This is a genomic window from Pseudomonas sp. VA159-2, assembly GCF_024126635.1.
GTDB lineage: Bacteria > Pseudomonadota > Gammaproteobacteria > Pseudomonadales > Pseudomonadaceae > Aquipseudomonas > Aquipseudomonas muyukensis.
The window spans coordinates 1-17,844 of record NZ_JAMYBV010000045.1 but is presented as its reverse complement, the minus strand read 5'-3'; the positions used below and the strand labels follow the sequence as shown (position 1 = coordinate 17,844).

Sequence of the window (17,844 nt, the reverse complement as noted above, 5' to 3'; positions counted from 1 at the left end):
CGCTAACAGTCAGAAGCCAACTTTGTCCCTCCTCCTCCCTTCAAGTCCTACCATACAAGCCAGCCTTGCTGGCGAACCAAGCGCCGGTGTTCGCCGGCAAGCCGGCTCCTACGCGATCACCCATTACGCATGCCGTAAACTGTTACCGCCCCGCCGAACCACCCCCGCCGTGTTACTTGTTTCCACCTTACGTGAGCGTCAACGCGCACCAGCACGATGCATCTGCGCGTTATCACGCACTAAAAAAGCGCGTGCTTATTCCGCTTTCTTCGTCTGGATCACGATGAACGGCGAAACCACTACCGCCCAGATCTCTGGATCGCGGGTTTGCAGCTCGAGCGCCTGCTCGGCAGAGACCGGCCCGACACTGCCATCATTGCGCCACTTGGCGAAGATCTCGCGGCGATTCTCGGCCATCGCCTCGGCAACGGTGATCAGGTCGAGGGAGGGGTCGACCCAAATCAGGTCACCCTTGGCCCAGAAACGCTCCAAGGCTTTCCACTCGATGACGGCGGTCTCGCCGAGCAATTTGGCATAGAGGGTGCTTACTTGATCAGTCATGGGTTACCTGCGCAAAGATCGTCCAACAAAAAAGGCCGGCATTTTTGCAGAAAAACCTGGTTTCAAATACGTAATTTGGTCGATCAGGCCCGAACTCGTGGGGGCGGGACACGGATACAGGCAAAGTGATGGCGCTTTTCTGTATCTTTATGTCGACCAGGCGACACCCCTGGAAACAGACGCTTTTCGCCCGCTTTTCAAGCGCTCGGGCAGCGCTCTACACTGTACCGGTACAGTTCCGGGACATGTTCCGGGGGAAGGTGGGGTTGGCGCATTGGCGTAGCCTGCGCAGCCCCGCCCGGTCTGTAGCCCTGACCTCAGGTCTATAAGAATTACAACAGAATGAGTGGAGCACTATGATCAAGATTTCCAAGCTGTTCGCCGCAATGGTTCTGGCCGGGGTTGCCAGCCATTCGTTTGCCGCCGATACCATCAAGATCGGTATCGCAGGTCCCAAGACCGGCCCGGTCACGCAATACGGCGACATGCAGTTCACCGGCGCCAAACAGGCCATCAAGGACATCAACGCCAAGGGCGGCGTCGATGGCAAGATGCTCGAAGCCAAGGAATACGACGACGCGTGCGACCCTAAACAGGCCGTGGCCGTCGCCAACAAAGTGGTCAACGACGGCGTCAAGTTCGTCATCGGCCACCTGTGCTCCAGCTCCACCCAGCCGGCGTCCGACATCTACGAAGACGAAGGCGTGATCATGATCACCCCCGCCGCCACCTCCCCGGAAATCACCAGCCGTGGCTACAAGCTGATCTTCCGCACCATCGGCCTGGACAGCGCCCAGGGCCCGGCCGCCGGCAACTACATCGCCGACCACGTCAAGCCGAAAGTGGTCGCCGTGCTGCACGACAAGCAGCAATACGGTGAAGGCATCGCCACCGCGGTGAAGACCACCCTGGAAGGCAAAGGCGTCAAGGTGGCCGTGTTCGAAGGCCTGAACGCCGGTGATAAGGACTTCTCCTCGATCATCCAGAAACTCAAGCAGAACAACGTCGACTTCGTCTACTACGGCGGCTACCACCCGGAACTGGGCCTGATCCTGCGCCAGGCGCAAGAGAAAGGCCTGAAAGCCAAGTTCATGGGCCCGGAAGGCGTGGGTAACGACTCCATCTCGCAGATCGCCCAAGGCGCTTCCGAAGGCCTGCTGGTGACCCTGCCCAAGTCCTTCGACGCCGCCCCAGAGAACAAGGCCATCGTCGATGCCATCAAGGCCGACGGCAAGGACCCGAGCGGTCCGTTCGTGTTCCCGGCCTACTCGGCTGTCGAACTGATCGCCCAGGGCATCAAGGCTGCTGGCTCCGAGGACACCGACAAGGTGGCCGCGGCCATTCACAAAGGCACCTTCAAGACCCCGACCGGCGACCTGTCGTATGACGACAAGGGCGACCTGAAGAACTTCAAGTTCGTGGTCTACGAATGGCACTTCGGCAAGCCGAAGACCGAAGTTTCCCCTCAGTAACTGCGTGACTAAATAGCTGACCGAGAAGCCCACTGTGCGAGCAGTGGGCTTTGTTTTACGAGGTTCTATGGGCCCGATCCCCGTGATCCGGGGGCCGGCTCACCTGAAAATCTTAAAACCGTCACCCGCGGTTTCCTGGCTGTGCCCGCACAACGATCACGTGGCGAAGACCGCGAGAACAAGGGCCCGGGTCACCCCCGCCAGCGAAATGCAAATCAGGTTTTTAGGAGCGCTGTAATGCCTGAGATCTACCATTTCCTACAACAACTGGTTAACGGATTGACCATCGGCAGTACCTACGCGCTGATCGCCATCGGTTACACGATGGTGTACGGCATCATCGGCATGATCAACTTCGCCCACGGCGAGGTGTACATGATCGGTAGCTACGTGGCCTTCATCGCCCTGGCCGGGCTGGCCATGATGGGTATCCATTCGTTGCCGATCCTGATGACCGTGGCCTTCGTCGCCACCATCTGTGTCACCAGTGCCTACGGCTACAGCATCGAACGGGTCGCCTACCGGCCGCTGCGCAACAGCAACCGGCTGATCCCGCTGATCTCCGCCATCGGCATGTCGATCTTCCTGCAGAACACCGTCCTGTTGTCGCAGGACTCCAAGGACAAGTCCATCCCCAACCTGATCCCCGGCAGCTTCTCGTTCGGCCCGGGCGGTGCGGAGGAAGTGCTGGTCTCGTACATGCAGATCCTGGTGTTCGTGGTGACCCTCATCGCCATGACCTGCCTGACCCTGTTCATCTCCCGTTCCCGCCTGGGCCGCGCCTGCCGTGCCTGCGCCGAGGACATCAAGATGGCCAACCTGCTGGGCATCAACACCAATAACATCATCGCCCTGACCTTCGTCATCGGTGCCGCCCTGGCGGCGGTGGCGGCCGTGCTGCTGAGCATGCAGTACGGGGTGATCAACCCCAACGCCGGTTTCCTGGTAGGCCTGAAAGCCTTCACCGCGGCGGTGCTGGGCGGCATCGGCAGCATTCCGGGCGCCATGCTCGGCGGGCTGGTGCTGGGCGTGGCCGAAGCGTTCGGCGCCGATATCTTCGGCGACCAGTACAAGGACGTGGTGGCATTCGGTCTTTTGGTTCTTGTCCTGCTGTTCCGGCCGACCGGCATCCTGGGCCGCCCGGAGGTTGAAAAAGTATGAACAGAAATCTCAAACAGGCGTTCTTCAGCGCCTTGCTGGTCTGGGCCGTGGCCTTCCCGGTGCTGGGCCTGAAACTCAGCATCGACGGCATCAGCCTGATCGTGCACAGCCAGGGTTCGTTCACCATCAGCATCATCGCCGCGTGCTCGGTGCTGATGTTCCTGCGCGTGCTGTTCGACAAGCAGTGGAGCGCAGTGATGGGCCGCCGCTCGGAGCGCAAGCTGGTACCGCCTTCGGTGAGCAACTTCCTGACCCTGCCGAAAACCCAGCGCTGGGTGATCATGGGGCTGATCGTGGCGGCGCTGATCTGGCCGTTCTTCGGCTCGCGCGGCGCGGTCGACATCGCCACGCTGATCCTGATCTACGTGCTGCTGGGCCTGGGCCTGAACATCGTGGTCGGCCTGGCCGGGTTGCTCGACCTGGGTTATGTCGGCTTCTATGCCGTCGGCGCCTACAGCTATGCGATGCTCTCGCATTACCTGGGCTGGAGCTTCTGGGTGTGCCTGCCGATCGCCGGCTTGATGGCCGCCACCTTTGGCTTCCTGCTCGGTTTCCCGGTGCTGCGCCTGCGCGGCGACTACCTGGCGATCGTGACCCTGGGCTTTGGCGAAATCATCCGCCTGTTCCTGCGTAACCTCACCGACTGGACCGGTGGCCCCAACGGCATCAGCAACATCCCCAAGCCTGAGTTCTTCGGCCTGACCTTCGAACGCAAGGCCGCCGAGGGGATGCAGACCTTCCACGAGTTCTTCGGGCTGCAGTACAACTCGATCAACAAGGTGATCTTCCTCTACCTGGTGGCCCTGCTGCTGGCCTTGCTGGCGCTGTTCGTGATCAACCGCCTGCTGCGCATGCCGATCGGCCGTGCCTGGGAAGCGCTGCGCGAAGACGAGATCGCCTGCCGCGCGCTGGGCCTGAACCCTACCGTGATCAAGCTCTCGGCCTTCACCCTGGGTGCCTGCTTCGCCGGTTTCGCCGGCAGCTTCTTTGCCGCCCGCCAGGGCCTGGTGACACCGGAGTCGTTCACCTTCATCGAGTCGGCGATCATCCTCGCCATCGTCGTGCTGGGCGGCATGGGCTCGCAATTGGGCGTGATTCTCGCGGCCATCGTGATGATCCTGCTGCCGGAGATGATGCGTGAGTTCAGCGAGTACCGGATGCTGATGTTCGGGGCGCTGATGGTGTTGATGATGATCTGGCGTCCGCAGGGCCTGCTGCCCATGCAACGTCCACACATGGAGCTGCGTCGATGAGCCGCGAAATTCTGCAAGTCAGCGGCCTGAGCATGCGCTTCGGCGGCTTGTTGGCGGTCAACGGCGTGGGCCTGACCGTCAAGGAAAAACAGGTGGTGGCCTTGATCGGCCCCAACGGCGCCGGCAAGACCACGGTGTTCAACTGCCTGACCGGCTTCTACAAGCCCAGCGGCGGTACCATCCTGCTCGACGGCCAGCCGATCCAGGGCCTGGCCGGCCACCAGATCGCCCGCAAGGGCGTGGTGCGGACCTTCCAGAACGTGCGCCTGTTCAAGGAGATGACCGCGCTGGAGAACCTGCTGATCGCCCAGCACCGCCACCTCAATACCAACTTCTTCGCCGGCCTGTTCAAGACCCCGAGCTTCCGCCGCAGCGAAAAAGAGGCCATGGAGCGCGCCCAGTACTGGCTGGAGAAGGTCAACCTGACCGAGTTCGCCAACCGTACCGCCGGCACCCTCGCCTACGGCCAGCAACGGCGCCTGGAAATCGCCCGCTGCATGATGACCCAACCGCGGATCATCATGCTCGACGAACCGGCAGCCGGCCTGAACCCCAAGGAGACCGAGGACCTCAAGGCCCTCATTGGCTACCTGCGCGAATCGCACAACGTGACCGTGCTGCTGATCGAGCACGACATGAAACTGGTGATGAGCATTTCCGACCACATCGTGGTGATCAACCAGGGCACGCCCCTGGCCGACGGCACGCCGGAAGAGATTCGCGGCAACCCGGATGTGATCAAGGCCTACCTGGGGGAGGCGTAAATGCTGAAGTTCGAGAACGTTTCCACCTTCTACGGCAAGATCCAGGCGCTGCACAGCGTCAACGTCGAGATCAACCAGGGCGAGATCGTCACCCTGATCGGCGCCAACGGCGCCGGCAAGTCGACCTTGCTGATGACCCTGTGCGGCTCGCCCCAGGCGAGCAGCGGCAGCATCAAGTACCTGGGAGAGGAGCTGGTCGGCCAGCCGTCCTCGCACATCATGCGCAAGAGCATCGCGGTGGTGCCGGAAGGCCGCCGCGTGTTCGCCCGCCTGACCGTCGAGGAAAACCTGGCCATGGGCGGTTTCTTCACCAACAAGGGCGACTACCAGGAGCAACTGGACAAGGTCCTGCAGTTGTTCCCGCGCCTGAAGGAGCGCTACATCCAGCGTGGCGGCACCATGTCCGGCGGCGAGCAGCAGATGCTGGCCATCGGCCGGGCGCTGATGAGCAAGCCCAAGTTGCTGCTGCTCGACGAACCGTCGCTGGGCCTGGCGCCGATCATCATCCAGCAGATCTTCGACATCATCGAACAGTTGCGCCGCGATGGCGTGACCGTGTTCCTGGTCGAGCAGAACGCCAACCAGGCGCTGAAGATCGCCGACCGCGCCTACGTGCTGGAAAACGGCAAGGTGGTGATGCAGGGCAGCGGTGAAGCGCTGTTGACCGACCCGAAGGTGCGCGACGCCTACCTGGGAGGTTGATCGATCAAAGGGCCTTCGGGCCCTTTTTTCTGCCTGTTGAATTTGCTGTTGGCATGACCCGTTTAGGAGCCGGCCTTGCCGGCGAACACCGGCGTAGCCGGTGCCATCCACCGAGGCGCCTGATTCGCCAGCAAGGCTGGCTCCTACGCCACGACGCGTACAGTGCTCTTGTCCCCCTTGTAGACACCCCACAGGCTCGGTAACGTGGCCGGCACTTTTTGCCCGAACACCGGAGCCCGCCCCATGCGCCTCACCCCTTCCCTGCTGCTCACCGCCCTGCTGCCGCTGTTCGCCGGCTGCCAGGTGCTGGCCGAAAAACCAGTCGACCCAAACCTCGGCAGCACCCGCCTGCAGGGCGAACTGAGCGCAGCCGGCGGCCACCTGCTGTTCAAGCCATGCCGCGAAAGCCGCCGCTTCATCATCAAGGACGCCGCCGGCACCGGCATTCTCCAGGAAGCCGCCAACCTGGCCGATGACGCCGGTGACAAACTGTTCGCCGATGTGCGAGGGCGCATGACCGGCAGCCAGCAAGCCGGCAGCGATGGCCAACTCGAGGTGACTCGCCTGTACCGCCTGGAAACCTCCGAATACAGCGGCTGCGAAGACCCCAACTTCAAGCAGCTGACCCTGCGCGCCGGTGGCAACGAGCCGGACTGGGACATCAAGGCCAGCGGCAAGGGCATGGTCCTCAACCGCGTCGGCGAGCCGCCGCTGCCACTGCCCTACCTGGAAGAAGCACTGCCCGGTGGCGGCCTGAGCCTGTCCAGCGAAGCCAACGGCCAGCGCGTCGAGTTGTGGGTCGCGCCGCAGCGCTGCGTCGACGGCGCCACGGGTGCCATCCGCCACCTCAAGGCCGAACTGCGCATGGACGGCAAGACCCTGCAAGGCTGCGCCTACTACGGCGGTGCCCGCGATCTCTGACCGCTGGGTGCTTTTATCCTGCCAGTCTGGGTGGCGAACAGCTTATACTTGGCGGTTTGTGTAAAGCCGCCGGCCGCCCATGGCCGGGATACTGGACCCTGCCATGCTACGAATCACCGAACTGAAGCTGCCCCTGGACCACTCCGACGACGAGCTGCGCGCGGCCATCGTCCAGCGCCTGGGCATCGACGACGCGCAACTGCTCGGCTTCACCCTGTTCAAGCGCAGCTACGACGCCCGCAAGAAGAACAGCGAATTGCTGTTCATCTACACCATCGACCTGCAGACCAGCAACGAAGCCGAACTGCTACGCCGTTTCGCAGATGACAGCAAGGTCGGCGTCGCCCCGGACGTCAGCTACAAGTTCGTCGGCCAGGCCCCGGCCGTGCTGCAGGAGCGCCCGCTCGTGGTCGGCTTCGGCCCTTGTGGCATCTTCGCCGGCCTGCTGCTGGCTCAGATGGGCTTCAAGCCGATCGTGCTCGAGCGCGGCAAGGAAGTGCGCCAGCGCACCAAGGACACCTGGGGCCTGTGGCGCAAGAGCGTGCTCAACCCCGAGTCCAACGTGCAGTTTGGCGAAGGCGGCGCCGGGACCTTCTCCGACGGCAAGCTGTACAGCCAGATCAAGGACCCGCAGCACCACGGCCGCAAGGTTCTGGAAGAGTTCGTCAAGGCTGGCGCGCCGGAGGAAATCCTCTACATCAACAAGCCGCACATCGGCACCTTCCGCTTGACCAGCATGGTCGAGAAGATGCGCGAGGAAATCATCAACCTGGGCGGCGAGGTACGCTTCGAGCAGAAAGTCACCGACCTGCTGGTGGACGGCGAGCAGCTTACCGGCGTAGTCCTGGAAAGCGGCGAACAGCTGCAATCCCGGCACGTAGTGCTGGCCCTGGGCCACAGCGCCCGCGATACCTTCCGCATGCTGCATGCCAAGGGTGTGTTCATGGAGGCCAAGCCGTTCTCGGTGGGGTTCCGTATCGAACACCCGCAGTCGCTGATCGACAAGGCGCGCCTGGGCAAGTATGCCGGCCACCCGAAACTCGGCGCCGCCGACTACAAGCTGGTGCACCACGCCAAGAACGGTCGTTCGGTGTACAGCTTCTGCATGTGCCCGGGCGGCACCGTGGTCGCCGCCACCAGCGAGCCGGGCCGGGTGGTCACCAACGGCATGAGCCAGTACTCGCGTAACGAACGCAACGCCAACTCCGGCATCGTCGTCGGCATCGACCCCGAGCGCGACTACCCAGGCGGCCCATTGGCCGGTATCGAGTTGCAGGAGCGCCTGGAGGCGCACGCCTACGTGATGGGCGGCAGCAACTACCAGGCCCCCGCGCAGCTGGTCGGCGACTTTGTCGCCGGGCGTGCGTCCACCGCGCTGGGCAGTGTCGAGCCTTCGTACAAACCAGGGGTCACCCTGGGCGACCTGGCGCCGAGCCTGCCGGACTTCGCCATCGAGGCGATCCGCGAAGCGCTGCCAGCGTTCGATCGCCAGATCAAGGGCTACAACCTGCATGACGCGGTGTTAACCGGCATCGAGACGCGCACCTCCTCGCCACTGCGCATCACCCGTGGCGCCGACTACCAGAGCCTGAACCTCAAGGGGCTGTTCCCCGCCGGTGAAGGCGCAGGCTATGCCGGCGGCATCCTGTCGGCAGGCGTCGACGGCATTCGCATCGCCGAAGCCGTGGCGCGGGACATGCTCGGGCTGAACGACTGACTCGACAGCCCACCTGGGGACAAAAAGAAACCCCGACACGGCTAGGCCGGTCGGGGTTTGTTTTTGCGCGCAAGATCAGTGAGTGACGCGGCTGGTGCCATCGACCGTCATGATGCGCACACGCTCGCCGACGCGGAAGATCTCGTTCTGCTGCACCTGCTGCACATAGGCACGCATGCTGCCGTCGTCTTCGCGCACGGTGATTTCCACGCCCTGGGTGCGGGTCAGGCCTTCTTCGGCGGCCGAGCCGGCCAGGCCGCCGGCCACGGCACCGATGACCGCGGCAACGATGCTGCCACGGCCACCGCCCACGGCGCTGCCGGCGACGCCACCGACGATGGCACCAGCGCCACCGCCGATCGGGGTCTTGGTGCCTTCGATCTTCACCGGGCGCAAGGATTCGATGGTGCCCATGCGCACGGTCTGCACGCGGCGGGCCTCATCACGGGAGTAGCTGTCGCCGGTCAGCGACGATTGGCAGCCGCCCAGCAGCAGCGACACGGTGGTGAAGCTGGCCAGCAGCAAAGCGGATTTACGCATGAGGAGCATCTCCAGTAAGTCAGGTAAGCATTAGACTCTTCGCCTTGACGGGTGTCACGGCGCAAAGGTTATAAAATTGTTTTCATTCAGCTCAGGTACAGCCACCGTTGGCTGTGCAGCGGGGCTACAGGTGAGACCAAGGATAGCCATGGATTACTTCATCGTCGTCGTCGTGACCATCGCCGGCCTGTATTTTCACGGCTGGCTGTATATGCGCATGCGCCGCTGGATGGACCGCGACCTGGCGTTGTCGCTGGCCGGGGATGACCCACACCGGCGGGCATGCATGCTGGCGTTGCTCGAGCGGGCACGCAAGGAGAAGGTCAAGCGCAAGGCGCTGGGGGAATGGTTGCAGCGGGAGGCGGCGAAAACGCCTAAGGCTCTGCACGAAAAGCCTTGATACTCGTTCAGGCTGCGTTGAACTACAGCGCCTAGGCAGCGGCGTGGCAGCGGGCTTGCCCCGCTCCCACGATTATTCCACCGTGCCGCACCGGCAAATCACGGCGCCAGGCGCTCGCGCAACCACTGCCCATCCACCAGCCGGTAATTGAGCCGGTCATGCAAGCGGCTCGCTCGCCCCTGCCAGAACTCCACGCGCTCCGGCAACAGGCGGTAGCCCCCCCAATGTTCCGGGCAATCGGGCTGGGTATCGCTGAAGCGTGCCTCGGTGGCCTTCACCAGGCCTTCAAGCTCGGCGCGATCGGCTATCACCCGGCTTTGCGGCGACGCCCAGGCCCCCAGTCGGCTGCCCAACGGGCGCACTTGGTAGTAGTCGTCCGACTCCTTGGCCGTGACCTTTTCCACTCGCCCTTCAATGCGCACCTGACGCTCCAGCGCCGGCCAGAAGAAGGTCATCGCGGCAAAGGGATTGGCCGCAATGTGCTGGCCCTTGGCGCTTTGGTAGTTGGTGAAAAAGGTGAACCCGCGCGTATCCAGGGCCTTGAGCAACAGCACCCGGCAATGCGGGCGGCCGTCGGCATCGACGGTCGCCAGGGTCATGGCATTGGCTTCCACCGGTAGCTGCTCGGTCTTCAGCGCATCGGCGAACCAGTGGTGAAACAGCGCGAACGGCTCCCCCGGGGCCTGGGCTTCGGCCAGGCCATCACGGGTGTAGTCGCGGCGCATATCGGCCAGGGATTGGGTCATGACTGCGTTTCCTTGACGATCAGTTGGTCTTCGCAGGGCTGTTGGCGGCGACTTTCTTGTCGGTGGCAGCCTTCTTCGCGGCGGGTTTGGCCGCAGTGGCTTTCTTCTTCGCGGTGGTGCTGGCCTTGGCCGGGGCCTTGGCTTTGGCCGGTTTCTTCGCCGCAGGCTTGGCGGCGGCCTTGGCGGCTGGTTTGGCGGTAGCGGCCTTGGCTGCCGGGGCCTTGGCGTCTTGCACCGCGACCATGGCGGCCGGCGTCGGCGCGGCCTGCTGGTACTTGGCCAGCAGCGCGACCATGGTGTTCTGCGGGGTCAGCAGCAGTTCGACGCGACGGTTCAGGGCACGGCCCTCGGCGCTGTCGTTGGCAGCACGCGGCATCACCGAGCCCATGCCCTTGAGCATCAGGCGGTCACGCTGCAGGCCGCTGAGGCGGAAAATCGCCGACACCGAGGCGGCGCGCTCGAGGCTGAGCTTCTGGTTGGCGGCGGTGGCACCGCTGCTGTCGGCGTGGCCGAGCACCAGTACGGCGGTCTTGCTGTCGGTCTCGACGACCTTGGCCACCTGGGTGATCGGGCCAAGGGTGACCGGCAGCAGCATGTTCGGACGGTCCGGGTTGTAAGAGCTGTCCACCGGGATGGTCACGGCCAACACGTCCTCGCGGCGCTCCAGTTCGAACTTGCTGCCCTTGATGGCCTCGCGGACCTTGGGTTCGTACTGGTCAAGCCAGGCCTGGGTGGCTTTCTGGTCGATCTTCGGCACGGCCGCGACCTTGCCCTGCTTGGCGTCGCCACCAAATGGCCACCACCAGCGGCTGCTGCTCTCGGACTTGGCATCGGCCTTGGCGACCTTCTCGACCACGGCCTCTTTCACTTCCTGGTCGGCCACCTTGTCCGCGCCGAACGGCCACCAGTTGAGCGCGCTGTCCTTGGACGAGTCCTGCGAATGGCTGGCGCAGCCGGTCATGGCCAGGCACAGGGCGAGTGCTAAGGTTTTATGTGAAGACATCAGCGATACACCATGAAATAGAAAGAAATTTTGCCCATACGCGTCAGGCGTTGGCATTGAGGATAGTCAAAGGGTTCGGGCAATACCCGCGTTACCCGATCAAAGGCAAGTGCCAAGGGTACGCACCAGCCGCTGCGCGCGCGGATCCATCAGCACGTAGGGGCCCAGGGTATTGGTGACGAAGCCGAAGGCAACGTCGTGTTCGGGGTCGGCGAAACCGACCGAGCCACCCGCGCCAGGGTGGCCGAAGGCGCGGGCGCCCAGGCCGAAGGTGGCATTGGCCACATCCGGCTGGTCGAGCATGCAGCCCAGGCCGAAGCGGGTCTGGGTCAGCAGGGTGCGGTCCTGGCCGAGGCTGTGCTCGCGGGTCAACTCGTCAAGCAGTTCGGACTCGAGCAGGCTGCCGTCGAGCAGGCCGGCGTAGAAACCCGCCAGGCTGCGGGCATTGCCGTGGCCATTGGCCGCCGGCTGCTGCATGCGCCGCCACTCAGGCTTGTTGGTGCTGGTGAGGATGGCCGGCGGGTTGGTGAAGGCCCGGGTCGACAACGCCTCGGGTTCGCGCATCGTGACCTGCAGCAGGCGCTGGGCCGCGGCATCGCCAGGGTTACCCTTGCCGCGGGCGATATGCGCCACGCGGTGGAACTCTTCATCCGCCAGGCCGACATGGAAGTCCAGGCCCAGCGGCTTGGCAGTACGGGCGACGATGGAGTCACCCGGGCCACGGCCATCGGCGCGACGAATCAGCTCGCCAATCAGCCAGCCATAGGTGATGGCGGCGTAGCCATGCTCGCTACCGGGGCGCCACCAGGGGGCTTCGGCGGCCAGGGCGTCGACCATCGCCTGCCAGTCGTACAGGGCCTCGGCCGGCAGCAGCTGGCGAATGGCTGGTAGGCCTGCGCGGTGGCTGAGCAGTTGGCGCAAGGTGATCTGCTCCTTGCCGGCCTGGGCGAACTCGGGCCAATAGCGCGCCACGGGCGCGTCGAGGGCCAGCTTGCCCTCGCCCACCAGTTGCAGGGCGGTGACGGCGGTGAAGGCCTTGGTGCAGGAGAACAGGTTGGCGATGGTGTCGCTGTGCCAGGCCTCGCGGCCATCCTTGTCGGCGCTGCCGGCCCAGAGGTCGACCACGGTTTGCCCGCCGACCTGGATGCACAGCGCGGCACCGCGCTCCTGCGGGTCCTCGAACAACGCGGCGAAGGCTTCGCGCACCGCCTCGAACTTCAGCTCATAGTGACCCTGGATCTGCACCCGACTACCTCTCTGCACGGCCTGGCTTGCAAAAGCGTGCATTGTTTCAGTAGTTGGCCGATTTGCCTACTGGAGATGGCTGGGTGGTTGTGGGGCAGGGCTGGCGCCTACAGGTTTCGTGCGGATCTCGCTGTTGTAGGAACCAGCCTTGCTGGCGAATGGGCCCAAGCGCCGCTAGGGTGCGGGCTTGCTGAACGCTGCGAGCGCTTGTCGGTTGCTGCGACGCACCGCTTCGATGAAACCCGCATAGGGCACATCGGTGATCGCCACCAGCCCCAGGTGCCCATTCTCGCCATCGAGCAGGCGCCCGCTGGCAGGTTGATCCAGGTACTGGAACCAGTGCGCGCCGACGATCATCGGCTGGGCCAATGCGGCCTTGAGGAAATTGCCATACGCCGGGCCGCGGTCTTCCTCGCGGGCCACTTCCAGCGGGCCAGGCCAGAACGGGCCACGGTCGCGGGAACCGAACTGGAACTCGGACACCAGCACCGGCTTGTCCAGCTCGGCCAGGCGGGCGAAATCGTAGCCGTCCTCGGGCCTGAGGGTATAGAAGTTGAAACTCAGCACGTCGCAGAACTCGGCGCAGGCCTTGACCGCCTCGGGCGTGCTCACCGCGTAACGGCCACCCAGCAGCAAGTGATTGGGCGCATGCCACTTCAGCGCATCGGAAATGGTCTTGAAGTAGGTTTCGGCGAACACCTGCTGGAAATACTGGTAGTCACGCTCGATTTCCGGGTGCTCGGGGTTGGGCAGGGGCGCCTCGAAACCTGGGTCTTCCATCAGTTCCCAGGCGGTCAATTCGATACCCCAGGCCTTGGACAAGCCGGCCTGGTTGCGGTACTTGTCACGCAACTGCTTGAGGAAGGCGCGCTTGGCCGGCACGTCGGTGGTCAGGCGCAAGGTGCCGTAGGCCAGGCCATAGCGGGCCTTGGGCTCGTCGCCCGGCGCGGCCCAGGCCAGCTCATTGTCGGCAAAGTAGCCGATCAGCCAGGGGTCGTCGCGGTGATCGCGGGCGGCGATGGCCACGGCGCGCTCGGTGGCCATGGCGAAACGCGGGTCGAATGGGTCGGGCATGCGGCCCCACCAATCCATGCCGGTGCTGATGCTGGTGTAATCGCCGACGATCGACAGCGCCAAGGTGTAGGGCATGCGCTTGGCCTGGCCCAGCGCCGGGTCGCTCCAGTTGCCCAGGGTATTGAAGCCCCAGGCTTGCAGGCGATCGAGGGTATGGGCCTGCCAGCGGGACGCATCCACCACCAAGGGTGGGCAGACCGCGGCCTGGTCACCTTGCGCGCAGGGTTTGCCGTAGGTGCGCTGGAGATTGCCGGCATAGAAGTCGAACCAGCGCCCCTGCTTGAAACCACGGCCCTGGGACGAAGCATTGCCATCGTCATTGTTGCCCTGGCCATAAAACGCCGCCAGCGCGTCGCCTTCACCCGGCAGGGTCTTGAACATGCCTTCGCGCCCGGCGACATAGGTGCGCCCGCCGTCGGCGGCCACGGCGTTGACGCCCAGCGAATAGAACGCGTGCCCGTCCGGGGTCACCAGGTACCAGCGGCCCTCGCGCTTCTCGCTGCGGAAGAAGCCCTTGGCCTCGAACACCGGGCCCGCCAGCACGCCGCCGTAGGCATCCAGCTTGAGCGTGTCGCGCTCGGCCAGCCAGGCCTTGAGCTGTACCTGCTCGCGGCTGTCGGCAGCCTTGAGCTGCTCGTCGTTGACGATCTTTTCTGGCCAGCGCCCACGGGTTGACTGGCCGTAGCCATCGATCAGCTCGGCATAGGCGGCCTTGAAGGCCAGATCGTCATCCTGCACCCCGACTTTCTCGATCAGCAGGCTCTGTGCCACCTTCGGCCCCGGGATGCTCAGGCTGAGCGACGTGACCTGCGCCAGGTCCACCGCCCCTTCACTACTGGCCAGCAGCAGGCGTTGGCCTTCGAAAACCCAGGGCATCGGCGGCCCGGCGCGCATGCCCTGGCTCAGCGGCGAGCGGGCCTGGAGCGGGATCATTACCGTCTGCGCCGGGCCGGCCGGCAGGTCGATGCGGCTGGTGAGGGTACGCCCGTCACTGCTCTGTATCGTCACGTTGACGGTCAGGGCCCAATCCATGCCGCTTTGCAGGCGCAGGGTCAGGGCCTGCCCGGCCGACCAGTCCCAGGCTCCGCTCTGCGGGGCCAGGCGCAAGGTCGGCTGCGCCACCGGGTTGAATACCACCCGTCGCAATACCTCGCCTTCGGCTGTCTGTTCCGCGTTGTACTGCGGCAGCGTGGCGTCCTGGGTGACTACGTTCACCACCGAGGCCGGGCGCACGAAACTGAACAGCGTCTGTTGCCCGGCGAGCAAGGGCGCGCTGAACAACAGGGAAAACAGCACAGGCAGGGTACGGCGGAGCATAGGGCGGAGGCTCTCCTTCAGAGCCCGTCACGGGCTCCAGATCGAGTAATGGACAACGGGTGGCGCATCTTGCTCCGGCAATCAGCCGATTTCCCGTCGGAAGGGCGGCAGTGCATTGAGGATAGCCTTGCCGTAGCGTTGGGTGACCAGGCGGCGGTCGAGCAAGGTGATCACCCCGCGGTCCTGTTCGGTACGCAACAGGCGACCGCAGGCCTGGATCAGGCGCAGCGAGGCGTCGGGCACGGCGATTTCCATGAACGGATTGCCGCCGCGGGCCTCGATCCACTCGGCCAGGGCCGCCTCGACCGGGTCGTCTGGCACGGCGAAGGGGATCTTGGCGATCACCACGTGCTCGCAGTAAGCGCCCGGCAAGTCGACGCCTTCGGCGAAGCTGGCCAGGCCGAACAGCACGCTGTGCTGGCCATCATCGACCCGCGCCTTGTGCTTGTTGAGGGTCTCCTGCTTGGACAGGTTGCCCTGGATCAGCACCAGCTTGCGCCAGTCGCGGTCCAGGCCGTCGAATACGTCTTGCATCTGCTTGCGCGAGGAGAACAGCACCAATGCGCCACGGGCGTCCTCGACGATGGCCGGCAGCTCACGGATGATCGCCGCGGTGTGGGCGGCGGCATCACGTGGGTCGGCGCCCAGGTCGGGCACCCGCAGCAGGCCGGCGTCGCCGTGCACGAATGGGCTGGGTACCACGCACTGCACGGCATCGCGGGGCAGCCCCGAGCGCATGCGGAAGCGGTCGAACTTGCCCAGCGCGGTCAAGGTCGCCGAGGTCACCAAGGCACCATGGGCGACGTTCCACAGGCTCTTGCGCAGCATCTCGGCGGCCAGGATGGGGCTTGCGTTGACCTCGATGTCGAACAGCGCGCCGCTCTCGGCCAGGGTCAGCCAGCGCGCCATGGGCGGGTTGTCCTCGGGGTCTTCGGCGGTGAAGGCGGTCCACAGCTCCCAGTTGCCCTGGGCACGGGTCACCAGGCTGCCGAACAGCGGGTACCACTCCTCGGCCTGGTGGCTGGCGATGCCGATGTTGTTCTCACCGTCCATGCCTTCCTTGAGCAGGTCGGCCAGGCGGGTGAACAGGTCGTTGAGGCGGGCGAAGCCCTTCTTGAGTTCGATGCCGACTTCGCGGATCTGCTCGGGCACCACGCCGCCTTCGAAACGGTAGCGCGGGCGGTCGCGGCCTTCCATGTCCTCGCCGACGCGGAAGTCGGCGACCTGCTCGCACAGGGTGAACATGAACTGCTGCTGGGTACGCACCTCGCGGGCCAGCTCCGGCACCTGCTCGATGTACTTGCCCAGGTCGCCCGGCAGCGGGTGCTGGGCCAGCAGCTTGGTCAGGTTCTTGGCGGTCTGCTCCAGCCAGTCGGCGGTGGAGCGCAGGCGCGAGTAATGGGCGAAGTGGCCAATGGCTTTGTCCGGCAGGTGGTGGCCTTCGTCGAACACGTACATGGTTTCGCGTGGGTCGGGCAGCACCGCGCCGCCGCCCAGCGCCAGGTCGGCCAGGACCATGTCGTGGTTGGTGACGATCACGTCGACCTTGCCCATGCCTTCACGGGCCTTGTAGAACACGCACTGCTGGAAATTCGGGCAATGGCGGCCGGTGCACTGGCTGTGGTCGGTGGTCAGGCGCGCCCAGTCCTGGTCCTCGATGGCCTCCGACCAGCTGTCGCGGTCGCCGTCCCAGCGGTTGCCGGCGAGCTTCTCGATCATGCTGTTGAACAGCTTCTGGCTGCGCTCGTCGACTTCGATATGGAAGCCTTCTTCCTCGAACAACTGCGCGGTGGCCGACTGGGCGTGGCCTTCCTGCAGCAGGATGTCGAGCTTGGACAGGCACAGGTAGCGGCCCCGCCCCTTGGCCAGGGCGAAGCTGAAGTTCAGCCCGCTGTTGCGCATCAGGTCGGGCAGGTCCTTGAAGACGATCTGCTCCTGCAGCGCGACGGTGGCGGTGGCGATCACCAGGCGCTTGCCGGCGGCCTTGGCGGCGGGGATCGCGGCGAGGCTGTAGGCGACGGTCTTGCCGGTACCGGTGCCGGCCTCGACCGCCACCACGGCGGGCTCGCCCGCGCGGCGGCCTTCGTCGTCGCAGGCGATGTCGCCGAGCACCTTGGCCACTTCGGCGATCATCAGGCGCTGGCCATAGCGTGGCTTGAGGCTTTTGGCTTCGAGGAAACGCGAATAGGCGCCCTGGATGGTGGCTTTGAGTTCGTTGCTGATCATGGTCTGCGGGCGCCCGGAGGGCTGGATATATTTTCAGTGTTTCGCATGGGCCGGCTATCATACCCCGCTATTGCCCTTTGTGCCCCATGGAGATCCGGATGCTTGCCTTTGCCCTGCCCTACACCTTGCATGTCCTGGCCGCCCTGGTGTGGGTCGGTGGGATGTTCTTCGCCTGGCTGGTGCTGCGCCCGGCCACGGTTGCCGCCCTCGAAGGGCCGGCGCGGCTGCGCTTGTGGGTGGAGGTTTTCCAGCGGTTCTTCAGATGGGTCTGGCTGGCGGTGGCGGTGCTGGCTGTCAGCGGGGTCGGCATGATCCACCTGCGCTTTGCCGGGTTCGAGACTGCGCCTCGCTACGTGCAGGTGATGATTGGCGGGGGGATCGTCATGTTTGCGTTGTTCATGCGGGTTCAGGGGTTGTTGTTGCCCGAGCTGCGGGCGGCGGTGCAGGCCGAGGATTGGGCTACCGGCGCTGGGGTGCTGGGGCGGATTCGGCGGTTGGTGGGGGTTAACTTGTTGATTGGGGGGTTGGTGGTGGGGGTGGCCAGTTCTCGGGTTTGGGTTTGAGAGGGCGGGTTCGGGTTCGGGCTCGGGCTCGGGCTCGGGCTCGGGCTCGGTAGTGATGGTTTTGATTTTTGTATGCGCATTCGTAGATGATGTCGACATTTAGTCACCTTTTCGCCCTTACGGCGACCTACTTTTGCACGCGGGCAAAAGTAGGCAAAAACCGCTGGCTCCATTCATCC

16 protein-coding genes are annotated in these 17,844 nt (G+C 64.5%); 9 read left to right on the top strand and 7 right to left on the bottom strand.

Going from position 1 to position 17,844, the window contains the following annotated elements; genetic code table 11:
• Nucleotides 1-255: 255 nt before the first annotated feature.
• On the bottom strand, nucleotides 256-561 hold the full coding sequence (locus NJG22_RS23730; RefSeq protein WP_253098295.1) for a DUF2288 domain-containing protein: 306 nt from the start codon (nucleotides 559-561) through the stop codon (nucleotides 256-258).
• 356 nt (nucleotides 562-917) lie between these two features.
• Between NJG22_RS23730 and NJG22_RS23725 the strand changes: the two genes are divergently transcribed.
• From NJG22_RS23725 to NJG22_RS23695, 7 genes are all read left to right on the top strand, one after another.
• Nucleotides 918-2,033 (top strand): branched-chain amino acid ABC transporter substrate-binding protein, encoded by a 1,116-nt coding sequence (locus NJG22_RS23725; RefSeq protein ID WP_253098294.1) that lies wholly within the window; start codon nucleotides 918-920, stop codon nucleotides 2,031-2,033.
• A gap of 237 nt (nucleotides 2,034-2,270) precedes the next feature.
• Complete coding sequence (livH, locus tag NJG22_RS23720; protein ID WP_138221160.1) at nucleotides 2,271-3,194, top strand: high-affinity branched-chain amino acid ABC transporter permease LivH; 924 nt, start codon at nucleotides 2,271-2,273, stop codon at nucleotides 3,192-3,194.
• Nucleotides 3,191-4,447, top strand: a complete 1,257-nt coding sequence (locus tag NJG22_RS23715; protein WP_217853341.1) for a high-affinity branched-chain amino acid ABC transporter permease LivM — start codon at nucleotides 3,191-3,193, stop codon at nucleotides 4,445-4,447. The genes livH and NJG22_RS23715 overlap by 4 nt, the downstream gene beginning before the upstream one ends.
• Nucleotides 4,444-5,211 (top strand): high-affinity branched-chain amino acid ABC transporter ATP-binding protein LivG, encoded by a 768-nt coding sequence (gene livG, locus NJG22_RS23710; protein WP_070094357.1) that lies wholly within the window; start codon nucleotides 4,444-4,446, stop codon nucleotides 5,209-5,211. Before NJG22_RS23715 ends, livG begins: the two co-directional genes overlap by 4 nt.
• On the top strand, nucleotides 5,212-5,913 hold the full coding sequence (locus tag NJG22_RS23705; RefSeq protein ID WP_253098293.1) for an ATP-binding cassette domain-containing protein: 702 nt from the start codon (nucleotides 5,212-5,214) through the stop codon (nucleotides 5,911-5,913).
• Between the two features lie 243 nt (nucleotides 5,914-6,156).
• Complete coding sequence (locus NJG22_RS23700) at nucleotides 6,157-6,834, top strand: hypothetical protein (RefSeq protein ID WP_253098292.1); 678 nt, start codon at nucleotides 6,157-6,159, stop codon at nucleotides 6,832-6,834.
• Nucleotides 6,835-6,937: 103 nt separating this feature from the next.
• Nucleotides 6,938-8,551, top strand: coding sequence for an NAD(P)/FAD-dependent oxidoreductase (locus tag NJG22_RS23695; protein WP_253098291.1), 1,614 nt, complete (start codon nucleotides 6,938-6,940; stop codon nucleotides 8,549-8,551).
• A 75-nt stretch (nucleotides 8,552-8,626) separates the two neighbouring features.
• On the opposite strand, the gene NJG22_RS23690 is transcribed toward NJG22_RS23695, so the two are convergent.
• A complete protein-coding gene (locus NJG22_RS23690) occupies nucleotides 8,627-9,091 on the bottom strand; it encodes a glycine zipper 2TM domain-containing protein (protein ID WP_023632818.1) in 465 nt (154 codons plus the stop codon).
• A gap of 148 nt (nucleotides 9,092-9,239) precedes the next feature.
• On the opposite strand from NJG22_RS23690, the gene NJG22_RS23685 reads away from it, so the two are divergent.
• Entirely contained in the window at nucleotides 9,240-9,491 is a 252-nt protein-coding gene (locus tag NJG22_RS23685) for a hypothetical protein (RefSeq protein WP_253098290.1), read from the top strand.
• 98 nt (nucleotides 9,492-9,589) lie between these two features.
• Here the strand turns inward: NJG22_RS23685 and pdxH are convergent, their stop codons facing one another.
• From pdxH to dinG, 5 genes are all read right to left on the bottom strand, one after another.
• Nucleotides 9,590-10,237, bottom strand: coding sequence for a pyridoxamine 5'-phosphate oxidase (gene pdxH, locus NJG22_RS23680; protein ID WP_253098289.1), 648 nt, complete (start codon nucleotides 10,235-10,237; stop codon nucleotides 9,590-9,592).
• A 19-nt stretch (nucleotides 10,238-10,256) separates the two neighbouring features.
• On the bottom strand, nucleotides 10,257-11,240 hold the full coding sequence (locus NJG22_RS23675; protein WP_253098288.1) for an OmpA family protein: 984 nt from the start codon (nucleotides 11,238-11,240) through the stop codon (nucleotides 10,257-10,259).
• Nucleotides 11,241-11,339: 99 nt separating this feature from the next.
• On the bottom strand, nucleotides 11,340-12,485 hold the full coding sequence (locus NJG22_RS23670) for a serine hydrolase domain-containing protein (RefSeq protein WP_253098296.1): 1,146 nt from the start codon (nucleotides 12,483-12,485) through the stop codon (nucleotides 11,340-11,342).
• A 174-nt stretch (nucleotides 12,486-12,659) separates the two neighbouring features.
• The gene (locus tag NJG22_RS23665; RefSeq protein ID WP_253098287.1) at nucleotides 12,660-14,876 is read right to left on the bottom strand and encodes a beta-galactosidase; all 2,217 of its coding nucleotides are present in this window, start codon (nucleotides 14,874-14,876) and stop codon (nucleotides 12,660-12,662) included.
• A gap of 81 nt (nucleotides 14,877-14,957) precedes the next feature.
• The gene (dinG, locus tag NJG22_RS23660; protein WP_253098286.1) at nucleotides 14,958-17,102 is read right to left on the bottom strand and encodes an ATP-dependent DNA helicase DinG; all 2,145 of its coding nucleotides are present in this window, start codon (nucleotides 17,100-17,102) and stop codon (nucleotides 14,958-14,960) included.
• Nucleotides 17,103-17,200: 98 nt separating this feature from the next.
• Between dinG and NJG22_RS23655 the strand changes: the two genes are divergently transcribed.
• Nucleotides 17,201-17,665, top strand: a complete 465-nt coding sequence (locus NJG22_RS23655; RefSeq protein ID WP_253098285.1) for a CopD family protein — start codon at nucleotides 17,201-17,203, stop codon at nucleotides 17,663-17,665.
• Nucleotides 17,666-17,844: the final 179 nt, after the last annotated feature.